This window comes from Rhizobium binxianense (assembly GCF_028994275.1).
In the GTDB taxonomy this organism is placed as follows: domain Bacteria; phylum Pseudomonadota; class Alphaproteobacteria; order Rhizobiales; family Rhizobiaceae; genus Rhizobium; species Rhizobium binxianense.
The window spans coordinates 4,222,501-4,239,282 of sequence record NZ_CP118713.1 but is presented as its reverse complement, the minus strand read 5'-3'; the positions used below and the strand labels follow the sequence as shown (position 1 = coordinate 4,239,282).

General features: G+C 58.5%; 9 protein-coding genes, 1 tRNA gene and 2 rRNA genes (1 of these 12 only partly in view). 8 read left to right on the top strand and 4 right to left on the bottom strand.

Annotated features, from left to right (window positions below):
• The first annotated feature begins 298 nt into the window (after positions 1–298).
• The gene (locus PO860_RS20640) at positions 299–619 is read left to right on the top strand and encodes a hypothetical protein (RefSeq protein WP_272784691.1); all 321 of its coding nucleotides are present in this window, start codon (positions 299–301) and stop codon (positions 617–619) included.
• A 113-nt stretch (positions 620–732) separates the two neighbouring features.
• Here the strand turns inward: PO860_RS20640 and PO860_RS20635 are convergent, their stop codons facing one another.
• Positions 733–1,515, bottom strand: a complete 783-nt coding sequence (locus PO860_RS20635) for a helix-turn-helix transcriptional regulator (protein WP_183724967.1) — start codon at positions 1,513–1,515, stop codon at positions 733–735.
• Between the two features lie 834 nt (positions 1,516–2,349).
• On the opposite strand from PO860_RS20635, the gene PO860_RS20630 reads away from it, so the two are divergent.
• From PO860_RS20630 to PO860_RS20600, 7 genes are all read left to right on the top strand, one after another.
• Positions 2,350–3,303, top strand: coding sequence for a fibrinogen-binding protein (locus tag PO860_RS20630; RefSeq protein WP_272784620.1), 954 nt, complete (start codon positions 2,350–2,352; stop codon positions 3,301–3,303).
• Between the two features lie 145 nt (positions 3,304–3,448).
• Entirely contained in the window at positions 3,449–5,521 is a 2,073-nt protein-coding gene (locus PO860_RS20625) for a hypothetical protein (RefSeq protein ID WP_275037958.1), read from the top strand.
• Positions 5,522–5,546: 25 nt separating this feature from the next.
• Positions 5,547–7,883: a type I secretion system permease/ATPase gene (locus PO860_RS20620; protein ID WP_275037957.1), complete on the top strand. Its 2,337-nt coding sequence runs from the start codon at positions 5,547–5,549 to the stop codon at positions 7,881–7,883.
• Positions 7,884–7,888: 5 nt separating this feature from the next.
• Complete coding sequence (locus PO860_RS20615) at positions 7,889–9,238, top strand: HlyD family type I secretion periplasmic adaptor subunit (protein WP_183609916.1); 1,350 nt, start codon at positions 7,889–7,891, stop codon at positions 9,236–9,238.
• Between the two features lie 133 nt (positions 9,239–9,371).
• Entirely contained in the window at positions 9,372–9,863 is a 492-nt protein-coding gene (locus PO860_RS20610) for a hypothetical protein (RefSeq protein WP_183609915.1), read from the top strand.
• Between the two features lie 270 nt (positions 9,864–10,133).
• Positions 10,134–11,774: a GNAT family N-acetyltransferase gene (locus tag PO860_RS20605; RefSeq protein WP_275037956.1), complete on the top strand. Its 1,641-nt coding sequence runs from the start codon at positions 10,134–10,136 to the stop codon at positions 11,772–11,774.
• Between the two features lie 133 nt (positions 11,775–11,907).
• Positions 11,908–15,273 (top strand): DEAD/DEAH box helicase, encoded by a 3,366-nt coding sequence (locus PO860_RS20600; protein WP_275037955.1) that lies wholly within the window; start codon positions 11,908–11,910, stop codon positions 15,271–15,273.
• A gap of 94 nt (positions 15,274–15,367) precedes the next feature.
• Here PO860_RS20600 and PO860_RS20595 read toward each other — a convergent pair.
• The 3 genes from PO860_RS20595 to PO860_RS20585 form a co-directional block, all read right to left on the bottom strand.
• A tRNA-Met gene (locus PO860_RS20595) sits at positions 15,368–15,444 on the bottom strand.
• Between the two features lie 97 nt (positions 15,445–15,541).
• Positions 15,542–15,656, bottom strand: a 5S ribosomal RNA gene (rrf, locus tag PO860_RS20590).
• A 212-nt stretch (positions 15,657–15,868) separates the two neighbouring features.
• Positions 15,869–16,782 (bottom strand): 23S ribosomal RNA (locus PO860_RS20585) (it continues 1,973 nt past the right edge of the window).

Sequence of the window (16,782 nt, the reverse complement as noted above, 5' to 3'; positions counted from 1 at the left end):
ACGACATGAATAACTTTTGAGTTATTCTTCTGTTAATAGAATTACTATTTAAATGATAAGACGATAACAGCCGTGGTCAACTTCAAAAACTCCAATTATCCGAAATAACTACGCAACTATTCTTCAAAATAACAGATGATTAATCATTTTCCATCGATTTTGCACTTGCAACTTGTATCCCGACAGAACTCAAGCTTCACTCAATGAAGCTGGTGTAGAAGTCATGGGGAAGGTTGGCCGCGCTGAATTGCGCGACCGGGCTTGCATCCGGAAACGCCATATGCGAGGGGGTTTGGCCATGTTGAAAAAACAAGATGCGACACAGCCGAAAGGCTGGCGTCTATTTCATATTGCGATCTTCGCCGGGGGAACGACGCTTCTTGCGATCGGACCGACGGCATGCGCGGTCGCTAACGACGACATAGCCGCCGTCACCAAAAAGAACGTCGTCGTGGTCGAGGCGCCGCGTGTTTCGAAAGCCTATGCCTATCCGGCAAATCGGCCCGAACGCCCGGCTGCGGCAACGGTTCGCGTCGCCTATCACGGTTCAGCGCCCTACATCTGTTCTCCAAGCGGCTTCGGACAGAAGTCGCGCTGCTTTGCACGCCCCTCAATCTGAAGCAACAGGACCACTGCATAATTCCTTCAATCGGAATCTGTCCGCAAATCATGCAGCAATTCAAAGGGCTACAACGTGCTTCGCGCGCCTGAAAAGAGGCGCGGCGCTGCAGATCAATTGCGCCACCGGCCGGACATGTCGTCATCGCCGGCCGGATGCTCGTTGAAGAAACGGGATGCCGCCTCCGTGCGGTTTCGTACGTTCATCTTCTTGTAGATGTTGCGGACATGAACCTTCACCGTGTTTTCGGAAAGATGCAGCTTGTCGGCGATGATCTTGTTTTGCGTGCCCTTGCAGATGAGGTCCAGGATCTGGACCTCCCGGGTGGTCAAAGCGGAGATGCTGTCGCGTCTCAACTTCAGCGCATTGGTGCGCGCCGCATCGACCGACTTCGTCTGATAGAGCGAGGGCTCCAGCTGGGCGTTCTTGTTGGTCAGGCGATTGAGCAGCGCTGACGGAAAATGTTCGCCGCCCTTCATCAGCAGATCCACCGCGGCCATGAAGACATCGAGCCGCAGGTTGAGCGGCAGGACGCCGTCGATGATCCTTGCCTCGACCAGCCGGCTGACATAGGGCTCGAGCATGTCGATCGCTTCGACGACCAGTCCGACAGAGGTTTCCGGGTGGTTTTCTCGGGCAGCCTGCAGCGCCTCATGAAGCTCCGGCGCAGGTATATGATAGAATAAGACGAGCTTCATATCGCCGCTGTCCTTTTCCAACATCGGCTTTGTGCTCGTTATGCTTGACACTTCACAGTTCGGAAATTTCTTCGCCAGCGCTTCTACCATGCATTCTGAAAACAGATCCGCCTTGGCGACCACCAGTATAGTATTTCCTGACGAACCCAACTTCCCTCCCTGGTCTGCATTCTCCATTCCTGAGCCTGTCATGAACATATTCGCCTCCCCTAGCGTTACACTTTACTCAAACGTGGAGCGATGGCGGGTATTAAATAGTATGAAATGCCGGCCCCTGATGTCACCGCTTTATTTTTTAGACATTTCTTAATTATGTTAATACGGATTGAGAAGGAAGGAAATGGCCCAAAGTGATTAGTTTTAGCGGGCAAAAAACGATAATATACAAAGCGTTGGTTGCATTTTTACTGTGATTGATACTTCAAGGTTATATTTGCTCTCACTATAGATGAGCGCTTGATGTAATATTTCAGTACAGATTGTTATATTTTCGGCATGCGTCAAGTGTCGGATATGAGACAGGCGATCGTCGAAAGGCACCGCTCAACCCAGCGGCGAATGCAGGAGGCTCTGGGTTCTCGTGGCTCGGCCACGCCCCACCGAAGAGGTCTCGACCTAGCACCGACAGGGGGCTAGCCGGATGCGGCCGATATGCCTTAGCCCGAATTGATATCTATCGCATCCGCAATTTTTCCAGCAATCTGTGATCGTCTCCCAAGTGGCGACGTGGAAAAGCCATGTATCTGTGTGCGTTTTTGATACATGACCTCCAATTAGGGCAACTCAACGAAAAGAACGCCTGAATACTCCTTATCCGCTCCAGGATGAGGAGTTGGATTTGTGCGGCCTTGTACTGAGTACGTACGTTCCCAATACCATCGATTTGATCCAACAAATCGCGATCAAGCTGCAGATGACTGGTATCGAATACATCTGCCGATGTTAACCGCATCGGAGCGAGCGCGAGCAAAATCCCATTTGAGATGAGAGGGATTTCGAAAAGCTGCTCCGGTTTTTTTCTGGAGAGACTGCATGTCCGACGACCATAAGCCCGACCCGAAATCCCCGGGCGACGAAATCGAAATCACGAAGGTCGGGGCGCTGGCCGACGGTTTTGCCAACAGCGCTGTCAATTCCACTGAAGTCGACGACGGCTCGACCGGTTATGTCGGCGTCGCCAACGGCGATAATCGCGACAATACCGACAACAGCGTCGATGTGGACGTCAAGGCCGACATCGATGTGTCTGCCAATAACGGCGACAACCGCGACAACGACTACGACTGGAGCTACAAGTCCGACGACGATACGAGCACCAAGACCACGACGATCACCGATACCAAAAACGATTACGACTGGAGCTATGACAGCAAGTCGTACAGCGACAACGACATCGACATCAAGACGATCACCGACACCGATACCAAGACCATCACGGATACCGATACTAAGACAATTTCCGACAGCAATAATACGTCAGAGAGCTTCAACAAGACGGACACCGATTTCGCCGTCATCGAGGACGTTAAGGACTTCGACAACCTCGGCGTTGCCGGCCATGACCTTACCTTCAACCTCGGCGACGACTTCTCCTTCACACTCGACGTCGACAACATCCTCAACAATTCGCTGAGCGGCGCAGGCAACGACAGCGGTTTCAGCGCCGTCCAGGCGAACCATCTGGCTGACCAGGATAGTGCCTGGAACATCAAGATGGAGAACGAAGGCGCCCAGAACCACCTGAATGCCAATGCCGGCACCGCCGACAGCGCAGAAGGCATGGAGATGGACGGCAGGGGCTGGGATCTCAAGGCCGGCGGCGACGCCACAGGATCGAGCGCGGCCGATGCTTCGGCAATCCTTGCCAATTCCGGCTTCCACCTCGAACTCGTTCAGGGCGCGAACCTGCTCAGCAACACGGTCGACTCCAGCGTCATCGGCGGCAATTCTCATGTCTCCGACGTCGGCGAGGATACCAGCACCTGACACTGACCTCCAAACGACCAAGAGGAACTGCACCGGCTCCAGTCGGTGCAGTTTGACTGCTTGAAAACGGTTTGACGACCACACCACGGCTCCCGGCGGGAGCCCCTCCAAGGCCGATCGTCATTTCGAATGGGAGGGCCGAACCATGCATATCGAGAAGATTTCGGAAATCATTGCCCACTTCATCGGTCTCTTCGAGATGACCACGGAAGAGATGAGGGCGCGCACCAAATATGCCGAAGGCGCAGGACCGGGCGAAGACGGGCCGGCTCTGCCGGATCAGGACGCTTTTACCGCGGGCTTCTCGTCCCATCTCCTGCTCAAGGACTACGATCCCGGCATCATCTACAAAAGCGGCAGTTACGATATCGAATATGGTCCGGCGCACCATTTGGGCCGCGTCTTCGAAGAGAGTCTCGAGAAGCTTGCGGCGATTGCGGCAAGGGACATACGGTTACCGCATTTCGGTGAGGCGACTGATATCGTGCTGTCGGATGAGCCGGAGCTGAACGTCTTTGCCGGGCCGGGTTCGGGGATCAGCCATGTCCTCCAGGTCAACGTCCTTTACGACGACGACTATCTCGATATGACAGACGGCATCCACGCTCCCCGGGACACGGCTTTCGTCATCGAGCGGCTGGCGGAGTTCAGTACCAAGGCCGAAGTCTTCACGCCGTTTTCGGACCTCCAGCGAACCGATACCTATGATGGCGCGCTGAAGATCGCCCAGGATCTCGAAAACTATATCCAGAATGCCCAGAATACCGAGAACAGCGGGGACACCGAGGACACCGAGGACACCGAGGATACCGAGGATACCGAGGACAGTGTAGCAACCTCGCCCAGCGCCGACGCCACGCATAGTTTCATCCGCGTCGATCCCGAGATCAACAGCGTCTACGTCAACGGCAAGGTCGAGGCCGAGATACCCGTCCTCGATGACTTCCTGCCCGACCGCGGTCTCGCCAAGATCCCCGAGGAACCCGACGACAGCAATTCATCCGTCGGGCAGACCGAGCCGAGCGGCAACAGCCTCGATGTAACGGCCGGCGCGAACGTCGTCGTCAACGTCGCCGCGGTGATCAACACCGGCGTCATCACCTCGGTCACCGCCGTCATGGGCGACTACCACCAGATCGACGCGGCTTCCCAATCCTTTGTCTACAGCGATAACGACGAGATCGACGCGGCGCTGCGCTCATCGGGCCATTCGGCCGAGGAGGCGGGCACGATCGCCAAGAATATCGCCGTCTTCCAACAAAGCACCTTCGATACGTCGAGCCATGCCGAAATCGATGCTGCCGATCCGACCTTCCCGACCAGCTGGCGCGTCAGTGTCATCGATGGCGATGTCTCCTTCGTACAGTGGGTCGAGCAGTATCATTTCGTCAGCGACAACGACACGATGACGGTCACCACCTCGGGATCCGAAACCACGGTTCTGACGGGCGGCAATACCTCCATCAACTTCTCCTCCTTTTTCGGGATGGGCATGCAGTATGATCTGGTGATCATCGGCGGCAATGTGCTCGACATCAACAGCATCACACAGATCTCGCTGCTCTACGACAATGACTGGGTGCGGGCGGAAGACAGTGCCGACATACAGACCGGCAACAACCTGATCTGGAATTTCGCCTCGATCCACAATGTCGGGACAGGCAGCCCGTTCGAGGCGATGCCGGACTATATGGTCGAAACGCAGAAGGCGATCGAGGATCGCGATCCCAATATGCCGGAAGGGCTGTCGTTCGATGTGAACTTCCAAGGATATGCCGGTCTCAACGTGCTCTACATCACCGGCAATCTCTACGACATGACGATCATAAAACAGGTCAGCATCCTCGGCGATTCCGACGATGTGACCCAGGCTGCATCGACGCTCCTCAAGAACAATCCCGACGCAATGGTGACGATCGACACCGGCAGCAATGCGGTCGTCAACATCGCCGAGATCATCGACTATGACAGTTTTGGCCAGACCATCTATCTGGCAGGCCAGCTCTATTCGGACGCCATCCTCATTCAGGGCGGCCTGGTGGAGCACGATACGACACAGCCGCAACCGGCCGACGACAGGCTCGCCAACGAAGTCATCGCCTTTCTCGATGACGACGATCCCTCGGGCGGCGATTCCGCCGATGGTTTGATCAATGCAGGACATGACCTTTCATGGTCGTCGCATCCCGTCGACGTCATGCAAGCCATGACCGCTTGACCCTAGATATTCCAAGGGAATCACGATGAACCAGATGTCGAAACAAGTCTTTGCCGCCGGCAGCGCCCTCGATTTGAGGTCGGGCAGTATACCTTCCACTGCTCCCTCGGAAGCGGCGACAGCCGCGCTGTGCATCTCGACAATCGACGAAGCGGTCGAGAACCTTCGCCGGCTCAGCGGCGTCTCCCCTTCAGCTCCATCTCCCGATCGCAAGCAGACGGCCCAAGTCGCAGCAAGCGCCGCTGCCGATACGGCGCGGGCAGCTGTTGTGCAGGCGCCCTTTCCGCAAATGACGGTCGTGCCGGCAGCCTCGCCGGAAGCCTCGCCGGAAGCCTCGAATACAGAAGCGGCGCCTCCCGCCGCGATGGCGCAGAGCCCGGCTGCAGCAAGAGCGGCGGAAGCACCCGTGCAGCCGCCGATCGAAGCGCGGGCGGTGCCCGAATTGCCGCCTGAACTGCCGAAGGAGAAGACCGAGCTCAAATCGAACCCGACGATGCCCTTCGGCAAGACCATCGAAGGCGAGCGTGGCCCGATCAGCGAAACCGACCGTCGGCTGCGTACCGGCGGCGGCGGAAACGGCAAAGATTCCGATCCCGGGGGCGGCGGGGGCGGGGGCGGGGGAAGCGGCGGCGGATTTCACAAGCGCAGCGAGCCTGTGAATTTCGCCGCCAGCCTCGCGCGCGGCATGGCGGCAGTCCGCCGCAACATGGTGGTGGTCATGATGTTCACGATCGCCATCAACGTGCTGCTGCTGGCAATCCCGCTCTATCTCTTCCAGATATCCGACCGCGTGCTGACCAGCCGCTCCATCGACACGCTCGTCATGCTCTCGATCGCCGTGCTCGGCGCCGTGCTGCTGCAGGCCTTCATGGACACCATCAGGCGCTTCATCCTGATGCGTACCGCGGTGGAGCTCGAAGTGCAGCTCGGCGCGCCGATCCTCAGCGCTGCGGCGCGGGCGTCGCTGCATGGCAGCGGCAAAGATTATCAAACGCTGCAGGATCTGCAGCTGCTGCGCGGCTTCCTGACCTCGGGCACGCTGATTGCGTTTCTCGACGCGCCGCTGATGCCATTCTTTGTGGTCGTCGTCTATTTTGTGCATCCGCATCTCGGCATCATCATCATGACCTGCTGCGCGGTGCTGTTCGTCATCGCTTATCTGAACCAGAAATTCACCGCCCGGCAATTTGCCGAATCCAACGGCTATCTCAGCCGGGCGAATTTCCACCTCGATTCCATGTCGCGCAATTCGCAGATCATCAATGCGATGGCGATGATCCCCGAGGCCGTAAAGATGTGGGGCCGGGAAACGGCGGGCTCGCTGAAATCGCAAGTCGAAGCACAGGACCGCAACATCATTTTCTCCGGCATATCGAAGGCCTGCCGGATGATTACCCAGATCACCCTGCTCGGCTGGGGCGCGCATCTGTCGCTCTCCGGTGAGCTGACCGGCGGTATGGTGATTGCGTCCTCGATCATCTCGGGACGCGCGCTGGCGCCGATCGAAGGCGCCATCGAAGGCTGGCACCAGTTCAACCGGTCGGCAGCCGCCTATGGCAGGATCAAGAGCCTGCTCTTGAACTCACCGTTGAACTTCCCGCGCCTGCGCCTTCCCAATCCCGAAGGCCGGCTGGATGTCGAACGCATCCTGTTCGTACCGCCGCCGCAGAAGAAGGTCATCCTCAACGGCATCTCCTTCTCGCTCAAGAAGGGGGAATCGCTGGCGGTCATCGGCAATTCCGGCTCCGGCAAGACGACGCTCGGCAAGATGCTCGTCGGCTCGATCGTCCCGACATCGGGAAATGTGCGCCTCGACCTGATGGATCTGCGCAACTGGGACCAGCGCCAGTTCGGCGAAAGCATCGGCTATCTGCCGCAGGACGTGCAGCTCTTCCCCGGTACGATCAAGGCGAATATCTGCCGCATGCGCGACGACATCGAAGATCACCAGATCTACGAGGCCGCGGTGCTGGCCGACGTGCATGAGCTCATCGCCAGCTTCCCGCAGGGTTACGAAACGGTCGTGGCGGCCGACGGCGCTCCGCTTTCGGGCGGCCAGAAGCAGCGCATCGCGCTTGCCCGCGCCTTCTTCGGCAATCCCAAATTCGTCGTCCTCGACGAGCCGAATTCGAACCTCGACACACAGGGCGAGGCAGCACTTGCCAGGGCGCTGATCCACGCCAAGAAACAAGGCATCACCACCGTCACCATCACCCAGCGCCCGGCCCTTCTCCAATGCGTCGACAAGATCCTCGTCCTCAAGGAAGGCACTGTCGCCATGTTCGGCGAGCGGATCGAGGTGCTGCAGGCGCTTTCCAAGAACGGCAATAGTGGTCAACAAGCACCGCGTATTCAGGGGTGAACGAGATGGGACGGAAAAAGCAGGAGACATCCGGTCCGGCGCAGCTCGAATGGTATAGCGACGTGCCGCGCTCGATCCGCATGCACAGCATCGTCGGCCTGACGGTTCTCTTCACCTCGTTCGGAGGGTTCGGCTTCTGGGCCGCAACGGCGCCGCTTGCCTCGGCCGTCATCGCGCAGGGAAGTTTCGTTGCGACCGGCAACAACAAGATCGTCCAGCATCTGGAGGGCGGCATCATCAAGGAGATGCGCGTCAGCGAGGGCGATACCGTGAGGGAAGGCGATATCCTGCTCACCCTCGATCCCACCGCCTCCCGCTCGAATGAGCGGATGCTGCAGCTTCGGCGCCTGCGCCTGGAGGCCGTTGTCGCAAGGCTCCGCGCCGAAGCGCAGGGTCTGCGGGAGTTCCAGCTTCCCGCCATCGTGATGAAAGAGGCAAGCGACCCGGACATCGGCGCGATCATCCAGAGCCAGAACGTCGTCTTCCACAGCAAGCAGATCAAGCTCGAAGAGCAGCTCAATCTGATCGAGAAGAACATCCAATCGCTGGAATTCCGCTTCGCCGGTTATACCGGCCAAAAGGAATCCTTCGAAAGGCAGCTGTCGCTGCTGACCGAGGAACGCGATTCCAAGGCCCGGCTGGTCAAGGTCGGCTATATGCGCAAGACGGATCTCCTGGCGATCGAACGGGCGATCGCCGATGCAATGGGCGACATTGCGCGACTGAACGGTGAGATCAACGAGAGCGAGGCAGAAATCGCCAAATTCCGCCAGGAAGCCGTCATCGCCGTCAACTCCAACAAGCAGGCGGCACTCGATGCGCTTGAGACCGCCGAATCCGATCTGGACAGCGTGCGCGAGCAGATGCGCGAGGCCGCAGGCGTGCTTGAACGCACCACTATCCGTTCGCCGGTGTCGGGAACGGTCGTACGCTCCTATTTTCATACCGCCGGCGGCGTGATCACCACAGGCAAGCCGATCATGGAAATCCTGCCGGCGCATGTGCCGCTGATCCTGGAAGCGCAGGTGCTGCGCACCTCGATCGACCAGCTGCATGAGGGGGAAACGGCATCGATCCGCCTGACGGCGCTCAACCGGCGCACGACGCCGGTTCTGCAGGGCAGGGTCTTCTACGTCTCGGCCGATTCGATCGAGGAGAATGCGGGGCTCTCGGTCAAGGATGTCTATATCGTGCGCGTCGAAATACCCGATTCCGAGATTGCGCGGGTACACAATTTCCATCCCGTTCCCGGCATGCCGGCCGAAGTGCTGATCCAGACGTCGGAACGCACCTTCTTCGAATATATAAGCAAACCAATCACCGACAGCATGTCCCGGGCTTTCAAGGAACGCTGACCGCGGGCGAGGCGGTTCGGCAAACGACGGCGGTCCGCTCAATATCAAGGATTTGCCCGTTGTTCTGATGTGACATCGGCATGTATCATCCCTTCGGGATGGATCGTCCCCTCGGGGGAAGAAAGGGGCTGGCATGGCGGCGATGTCCGATGTCCTGCTGCGGGTCGGCCGCTTGAATTATGTCTGGACGAACACCGAAAGCCTGCTGATCTACATCATCGCCCATCTTCTCCGGGTCGAAAAAGAGGCGGCGATCGTCGTCTTCCTGACGCTCAACACGACGCGCGCCCGCATCGATCTCATCGAACGGCTTGCCAAGCTCGCTTCGACCTCGCCTTCCGACCGGAAGGCGATCCTTTCGGCCATGTCGCGGCTGAAGAAAGAATCCAAGACACGCAACAAATACAATCACTGCATCTATTCCTTCGACGAGAAGGGAGATATCTCGAGCACGCAGCTGATGCGGTTGGTCGAGGACGACAAGGAGATCCGCTACGGCAAGATCGAGCAGATGGATGCACGTGAGATCGATCTTCTGGAGAAGTCGATCGCCGAAATCGTCGCCATCAGCCGGACGCTCTGGGCCTTCATCCATGCGAGCCCGCAGATCTCCGGTGGGCTTTGACCTAATCCGTATGGAGGTGGCGCTGCCAAACCCGCCGCATACTTCCGGGCGATGTGAATGGAAGCGCGGCGACGATGCGACGCCTTGAACGCTATGTCTTTGAAAAGATGCTTGATCTTAACTAAAAACCGATTCCGATTTTGGATTATGTGCCGGCTCAAGACTAATCATATTTAAGCCCTGCAAATCATCCGGACGGTTTATTTGAAGATCGGCGTTTCCCATTAGAATGAAAGCTCCCAAGTGACGTATGGGGTATTGGGGGCGGCCATGCGCATAGATATCATCGATACCATTGCCGGGTTCGAGACGGTACGCGACAACTGGGATCAGGTCTTCATGGACGATCCCGATGCGCAGCATTTCCTCTCCTGGATCTGGCTGAAGAACTATCTCTCCCGCCGGCGCCGCTGGTTCATCCTCGCCCTTCGCGAACGCGATCCCGACGCACCCTATGTCGCTTTTTTCCCCTTGCGCCTCATCACGCATCTGAACGAGAAGACCGGGCTCTTCTACGACGAGATCATGATGGCCGGGAATTTTGCGGCCGATTATACCGGCTTCATCGTCAGGCCGGATTACGAACATCATGCCATCGCCGGTTTTGCTTCGTTTATCAAACATCAGAACTGGACCGACCTGAAGCTCGAATATTTCAGCGGCCCTGCCGGGCGGCGCGAGAAGATGATCGAGGCGCTGCGGGGGCCGGAGGTGATGTTTCGCGACAGCTCGCCTCAGAACAGCGAGAACATTGACAATACGATCTGCCCCATCGTCCCCCTACCGGCAAACTTCGACGACTATCTCGAACAGCGGATGAGCAGCCAGACGCGTCAGAAGCTCCGCCGCTTCCTGCGCAAGGTCGAAGGCGACGATATTTACCGGATCACCATGGCGACGCCTGAGACCATCCATCGGGACCTGGACATCCTTTTCAATCTCTGGCGAACCAAATGGAGTGCCCGCAAGGGCGCGGAGCGGACCGCGCGGCTGATCATCACCACGCGCGAAATGCTGATGGACTGCTTCAACAGCGGCAATCTCGACGTCCCGGTCTTGTGGCATGGCGACCAGCCGCTCGGCGCGCTGGCCAATATCGTCGATCGGCAGAAGAAGGCGATTCTCTTTTACATCACTGGCCGCGACGAGACCTGGAAGACGCCGTCTCCCGGCCTCATCCTGCATGGTTACTGCATCCGGCGGGCGATCGAGGACGGCTTCAAGACCTATGACTTCCTGCGGGGGAACGAACCCTATAAATATATGTTCGGGGCGGAGGAAAGGCGGATCAGCTGTACCCTGTTCCGTACCCGCAGCGGCCAGAACCTGCACGGCGTGCTCAATCCGCGCAGCATTCGTTTCGTCTACGAACAGGCGCTCGACATGTACCGCAACGGCGCCCGTGGTAGAGCGGAGATTGCCTTCAACCAGGTGCTGCAATCTGCTCCCGGCCATACCGGCGCGGAATTCGGGCTCGCCAATCTGCTGTTCGACCGAGGCAAGCTGACGGAGGCACTGACTGCCTACAAGGCTCTCACCGAACGAGCGCCCGATCCGACGCCGATAGAGATGCGGCTTGGCGACACGCAGCTTGCCCTGCATCAATACGACCAGGCCGCCGAGACTTTCCGCCGGGTCGGCGAGATCGGGCCGCATCTCATCCAGGCGCATTACAAGCGTGGCATCGCCCTTGCGGCGGGCAAACGGCTGGCCGAAGCAGAGACGGTCTTTGCTGCGATCCAGGGAGTGCATTCGGACGATCCGGCCGCACTCGACTATGCCGCCAAGGCGAGTGCAGCGCTCGAACGAATCCGCATGCGTGCGGCGCCTGCTCCTCATAAGGTGGACGTCGTGGCGGAGAGTATCGCCCGCTGGAGCCGCAGCGAACGACGCCGGCCGCGTCTGCATTGACGCGGTTTTGCCCTGGTGCGGAAATGCGGTGCGGCGGTTCCAGGACGCGCAGTCGCCATGGTCTTTGATTTTGAGCTGAGATCGTTGTTAAAACAAGCGCGAGCCTATTTTTGCAACTCCTCAGTGAGAACTCATGCAGACCAATGCAGATGGCGCCGAAAGGGAACGGCTTCTCGCCATTCTCGATTTCTGGCACAAAATCGAGTTCTTCATTCCTTACGATCTCTCCAGCCGTGTTGTCGCAGCTGCAGGCCGAACTGTTTTCTGGCTGCATGCGGAGACACTCGAGGATGACGGCGCCGCGTTCAGCCGCCCAGCGATCCCCGAGGAGAAGCAGATCACTGGCTTTACCCTGTTCCTCGGCGTTTTCAGCAAATCGGAAATTGCCGACGTCCGCCGGCATTTCGACAGCGTTGCGGCCGATTTATCAGAATATGAGGATGCCGAACGCGGCGACCTCGACGGCGACACCTGCTTTGCCAGCCTGCAGCTCTCCCCCTTGGGACAGCCGATGTTCGAAACGTTTTCGGTTTCCACGCTGCCATGGGCTCTGGGACGGGTGCGAAAATCCGGCCTCTCCTCGCTCAGCCACGAGGCATTTGCCGACAGCAAACGGCAGCTCTCGGAACTGCTCCAAAACTTTCGGGCACAGCGACAGCTGAGATCGCCATCCTCCGAGGACACGGACGATCAGCCGATCGACGCCGGCGAAATCCTGACGCTGCATGAATTGCTCTGCAATTGGGCCGGCTTTGCCTCACGCCAGGAAAAGCCCATCGCCGCCGTCGAAATACGCTACCGAGACAGGGCGGAAAAGCCCGAACTCCTCTCCCTGCCGCCACCGCAGGAGAGCAACGCGCCCGATGCCGACGACGCGGAGGACGAGAGTGCAAACATCGAAGAAGAGATCGGGATCCTGAACAGCTTCTTCATCGAGGATATCGAGCAGGCGATGATGGGGGTCAAACACGGCGATATCCCCAAGCCGCTCAGGCAATATCTCACGCCGCTCGCGCAGGAGAAGCGGATCGACCTCTACACCGAGGATGGACGCCGGGCGATCGTTCGGGCCCTACATCCAGGCAATCTCAACCGCGGACGTTGGCTGAGCGACCGTCACCACGCGATGAGCCTCATGCAGCAGTTTGCGATCAATTCGGCGATTGGCGACCTTTCGCAAGCAGGATTGTCCTCGGTCAACGGCCCGCCGGGGACGGGAAAGACGACCCTGCTTCGCGACATGTTCGCGGATAATATCGTTCGGCGCGCCCGGGTGCTCTCCTCCTTGAAGACGGCGCGCGATGCCTTTGGCGGTTCGGCGTGCCGCGTCACTTTCGGGGACCGGAGCACGAGCTCCATATCGGCGCTGATCCCGGCCCTTGCCGGTTTCGAAATGGTCGTGGCCTCCTCCAACAATGCCGCCGTGGAGAATATCTCGCGCGACCTTCCCAAGCGGAGCGCGATCGCGAACACGTCTTCATTCCAATATCTGCAAACGGTCGCGCACAAGATCGCTTGCCAGAAGGACAATGGTGCCACCATCAAGCTCTCCGACGGCGACCGCCCCTGGGGGCTGATCGCCTGTGCGCTCGGCAACTCCCGGAACCGTCGAGCTTTCAAGGAACGTTTCGCCTTCATGGAAATCACCGACAGGCCGAAGCCCGGCTGGTCCGGCACCGATAAGCCGCAGACCATTTGGGAATGGCTGAAAAGCTATGACGGACCGACCTTTGCCGAAGCGTCGGCGGCTTTTCATACCGCCGACGACGCGGTTCGCGACAAGATCGGCCAATGTGCACGCTATGCCGATCTCCATGACGAAATCGCCCTGGTGTCGCAGGATGCATTCTGCCGCGAGGCCCTTGAAGGGGTCAGGGCAGCCGAAAGCGAATTTCGGCAAGCGCAGGACAGATGCAACATGGTCCAGGCCGAAATACTTCGTATCAGGGAAGGTTTGTCGCATCTGAAGGAGGAGGAACAGTTGCTCGACCGCAGCGCTCCTGCGTGGTGGGAGAGAGTGTTGCCGACCACTCCTGTCCGGCAGCATCGGCAAGATGTCGGCGCCAATGCACGCGGGCAGTTGGAACTGCGCAAGGCACTGGCGGAATGCGAGCGCCATCTTGCAAAGGCTCATGGACCTGCACTGAAACGGGCGTTGCGCGGACATCAGCGGGCCGAACGGGCGCTCAGATCGCAACGAGAAATCTGGTCCCGCAAGCGAGAAGAATTCGATCGTCTTGGGACGATTCTCGATCATCCCACCCTGCCCGGGCGTCTCGGCGATCTCGAGACCGATCAGTTCCAGATTGACGGCCTGTGGCATCAGGACGAACTGGCGGGTCTGCGTTCGGCTTTGCTGGAAGCGGCGTTGACGCTGCATGAAGCGTGGCTGGCGGATGTCGGCAAGAAAGGCGGAGGTTTTGGCGGAAACATCGTCGCTATCAACAAACTGCTTTCCAACAACGGTCCCGCCGACGGCCAGCACATTGCCTTGATCTGGCAGAGCCTTTTCATGATCGTTCCGATCGTGTCGACGACGTTTGCCTCCTTTGCCCGACAGTTCCGTGGTCTCGAAGCCGGCTCGATCGGCTGGGTCTTCATCGATGAAGCCGGTCAGGCGGTGCCGCAAGCGGCCGTCGGCGCCCTGCTGCGGGCGCGCCGCGTCATGGTGATCGGCGATCCCCAACAGATCGAACCGGTCGCCTTGATTGCGGCCACCTCGGCGCTCTCGCCCCACACGGCGGCAGGACTATATTCCCCGAACAGAGTGTCGGTGCAGATGCTCGCCGATGCCGCCAACCGCTATGGAACAACCGTTCAGGGCGAGGAGGCTGATGGGCTCTGGATCGGCAGCCCTCTCAGGGTGCATCGTCGCTGCATCGACCCGATGTTCAGCCTCGCCAATCAGATCGCCTATCAGAACAAAATGGTCTTCGGGCTGGAAGAGCGCCGGCCGGCCGGTGACGCTCCGCCGTTTTATGGCAACAGCACCTGGGTCGACATCGGAGGAAGAGTGTCAGGCAAACAGGCCGTTCCAGAACAGACGGGCTTCATCGTCGATCTCCTCACCGCCACTTATCGGCGGGACGGCGGATTGCCGGATCTCTATATCATTTCGCCGTTCAAGGAGATCAAGAATAGTTTGAAGCAGGCTCTGGCCAATGCAGCGTGGGGCGATTGGAACGGAAATACGCGCTCGGCTCCGCCGAAACTGTCGAAATGGCTGCAGGAACGGATCGGTACGGTGCATACCTTCCAGGGCAAGGAGGAAGACATCGTTTTCATGGTGCTCGGTGCTGATGCCGACCATCGCGGCGCGGCGAGCTGGGCCGCCTCGAAGCCAAACCTCCTGAACGTCGCCCTCACTCGCGCCAAGCGGCGATTCTATATCGTCGGCGATCGCAACCTCTGGGAAGGCCTGCCTTACTTCAGGGAGACGGCCGGCGCCTTGGACACAATGCAGGCGGCAGACTTCCTTGCCCGGAACGGATTGGGCTGAAGGATCTGCGCGCTGAAGCCTTGGCTTAATTCCATCAGGAAACGCAAAAAGCCCGCACGAGGCGGGCTTTTGTGTATTTGATATTGAGGAAGTTTGGTTGCGGGGGCAGGATTTGAACCTGCGGCCTTCAGGTTATGAGCCTGACGAGCTACCGGGCTGCTCCACCCCGCGGTATTATTTTACAGCAGAAAGGGCCGCTTGAGCGACCCTTTTGTGACGGCGATGGGCCGTTAGTTTGATCAGAGAAGATTTAAGTTGCGTTTTGCAGACCTGGCAGCGACCTACTCTCCCGCGTCTTAAGACGAAGTACCATGGGCGCAGGGGCGTTTCACGGCCGTGTTCGGAAAGGGAACGGGTGCAGCCACCCCGCCATAACCACCAGGTCGGCAAAGCGCAACTTTTGTTTTGAGAAGCTGGCAGGCGTTAGCCTGTTTTTTTTGAACACGTCTTACCTTTCGCAAGGCACCGTCGGCCAGAGGCCGCAAGCGCAAAGCGCGTCGCCAATCGTTTGGCGCGCCGTCCGCAGCGCTTTCAGCGCGTGAGGACAGAAGGTCAAGCATCATCAGCCTCTGGCTGATGAGCATAGTCAATGAGAACGATCAAGCCGATCGAGCTATTAGTACCGGTAAGCTTCATGCGTTGCCGCACTTCCACACCCGGCCTATCAACGTGGTCGTCTTCCACGGCTCTGATAGGGAATACTCGTTTTCAGGTGGGTTTCCCGCTTAGATGCCTTCAGCGGTTATCCCGTCCATATATAGCTACCCTGCTATGCCCTTGGCAGGACAACAGGTCCACCAGAGATATGTCCATCCCGGTCCTCTCGTACTAGGGACAGATCCTGTCAATATTCCTACACCCACGGCAGATAGGGACCGAACTGTCTCACGACGTTCTGAACCCAGCTCACGTACCGCTTTAATTGGCGAACAGCCAAACCCTTGGGACCTGCTCCAGCCCCAGGATGCGATGAGCCGACATCGAGGTGCCAAACAACCCCGTCGATATGGACTCTTGGGGGTCATCAGCCTGTTATCCCCGGCGTACCTTTTATCCGTTGAGCGATGGCCCTTCCACGCGGGACCACCGGATCACTATGACCGACTTTCGTCTCTGCTCGACTTGTCAGTCTCGCAGTCAGGCGGGCTTATGCCATTGCACTCGACGACCGATTTCCGACCGGTCTGAGCCCACCATCGCGCGCCTCCGTTACTCTTTCGGAGGCGACCGCCCCAGTCAAACTACCCACCATACACTGTCCCGGACCCGGATGACGGGCCGCGGTTAGACATCCATGACGATAAGGGTGGTATTTCAAGGATGGCTCCACGGAAACTGGCGTCCCCGCTTCAAAGCCTACCACCTATCCTACACATGCCGACACGAATGCCAGTGTAAAGCTATAGTAAAGGTGCACGGGGTCTTTCCGTCTGACCGCAGGAACCCCGCATCTTCACGGGGAATTCAATTTCACTGAGTCTATGTTGGAGACAGCGGGGAAGTCGTTAC

What these genes read in the sequence shown, in the direction of transcription:
- PO860_RS20625 (WP_275037958.1), top strand. Translation starts at nt 3,449, where the DNA reads ATGCATATCGAGAAGATTTCGGAAATCATTGCCCACTTCATCGGTCTC.
- PO860_RS20635 (WP_183724967.1), bottom strand. Translation starts at nt 1,515, where the DNA reads ATGTTCATGACAGGCTCAGGAATGGAGAATGCAGACCAGGGAGGGAAG.
- PO860_RS20610 (WP_183609915.1), top strand. Translation starts at nt 9,372, where the DNA reads ATGGCGGCGATGTCCGATGTCCTGCTGCGGGTCGGCCGCTTGAATTAT.
- PO860_RS20600 (WP_275037955.1), top strand. Translation starts at nt 11,908, where the DNA reads ATGCAGACCAATGCAGATGGCGCCGAAAGGGAACGGCTTCTCGCCATT.
- PO860_RS20620 (WP_275037957.1), top strand. Translation starts at nt 5,547, where the DNA reads ATGAACCAGATGTCGAAACAAGTCTTTGCCGCCGGCAGCGCCCTCGAT.
- PO860_RS20630 (WP_272784620.1), top strand. Translation starts at nt 2,350, where the DNA reads ATGTCCGACGACCATAAGCCCGACCCGAAATCCCCGGGCGACGAAATC.
- PO860_RS20605 (WP_275037956.1), top strand. Translation starts at nt 10,134, where the DNA reads ATGCGCATAGATATCATCGATACCATTGCCGGGTTCGAGACGGTACGC.
- PO860_RS20615 (WP_183609916.1), top strand. Translation starts at nt 7,889, where the DNA reads ATGGGACGGAAAAAGCAGGAGACATCCGGTCCGGCGCAGCTCGAATGG.
- PO860_RS20640 (WP_272784691.1), top strand. Translation starts at nt 299, where the DNA reads ATGTTGAAAAAACAAGATGCGACACAGCCGAAAGGCTGGCGTCTATTT.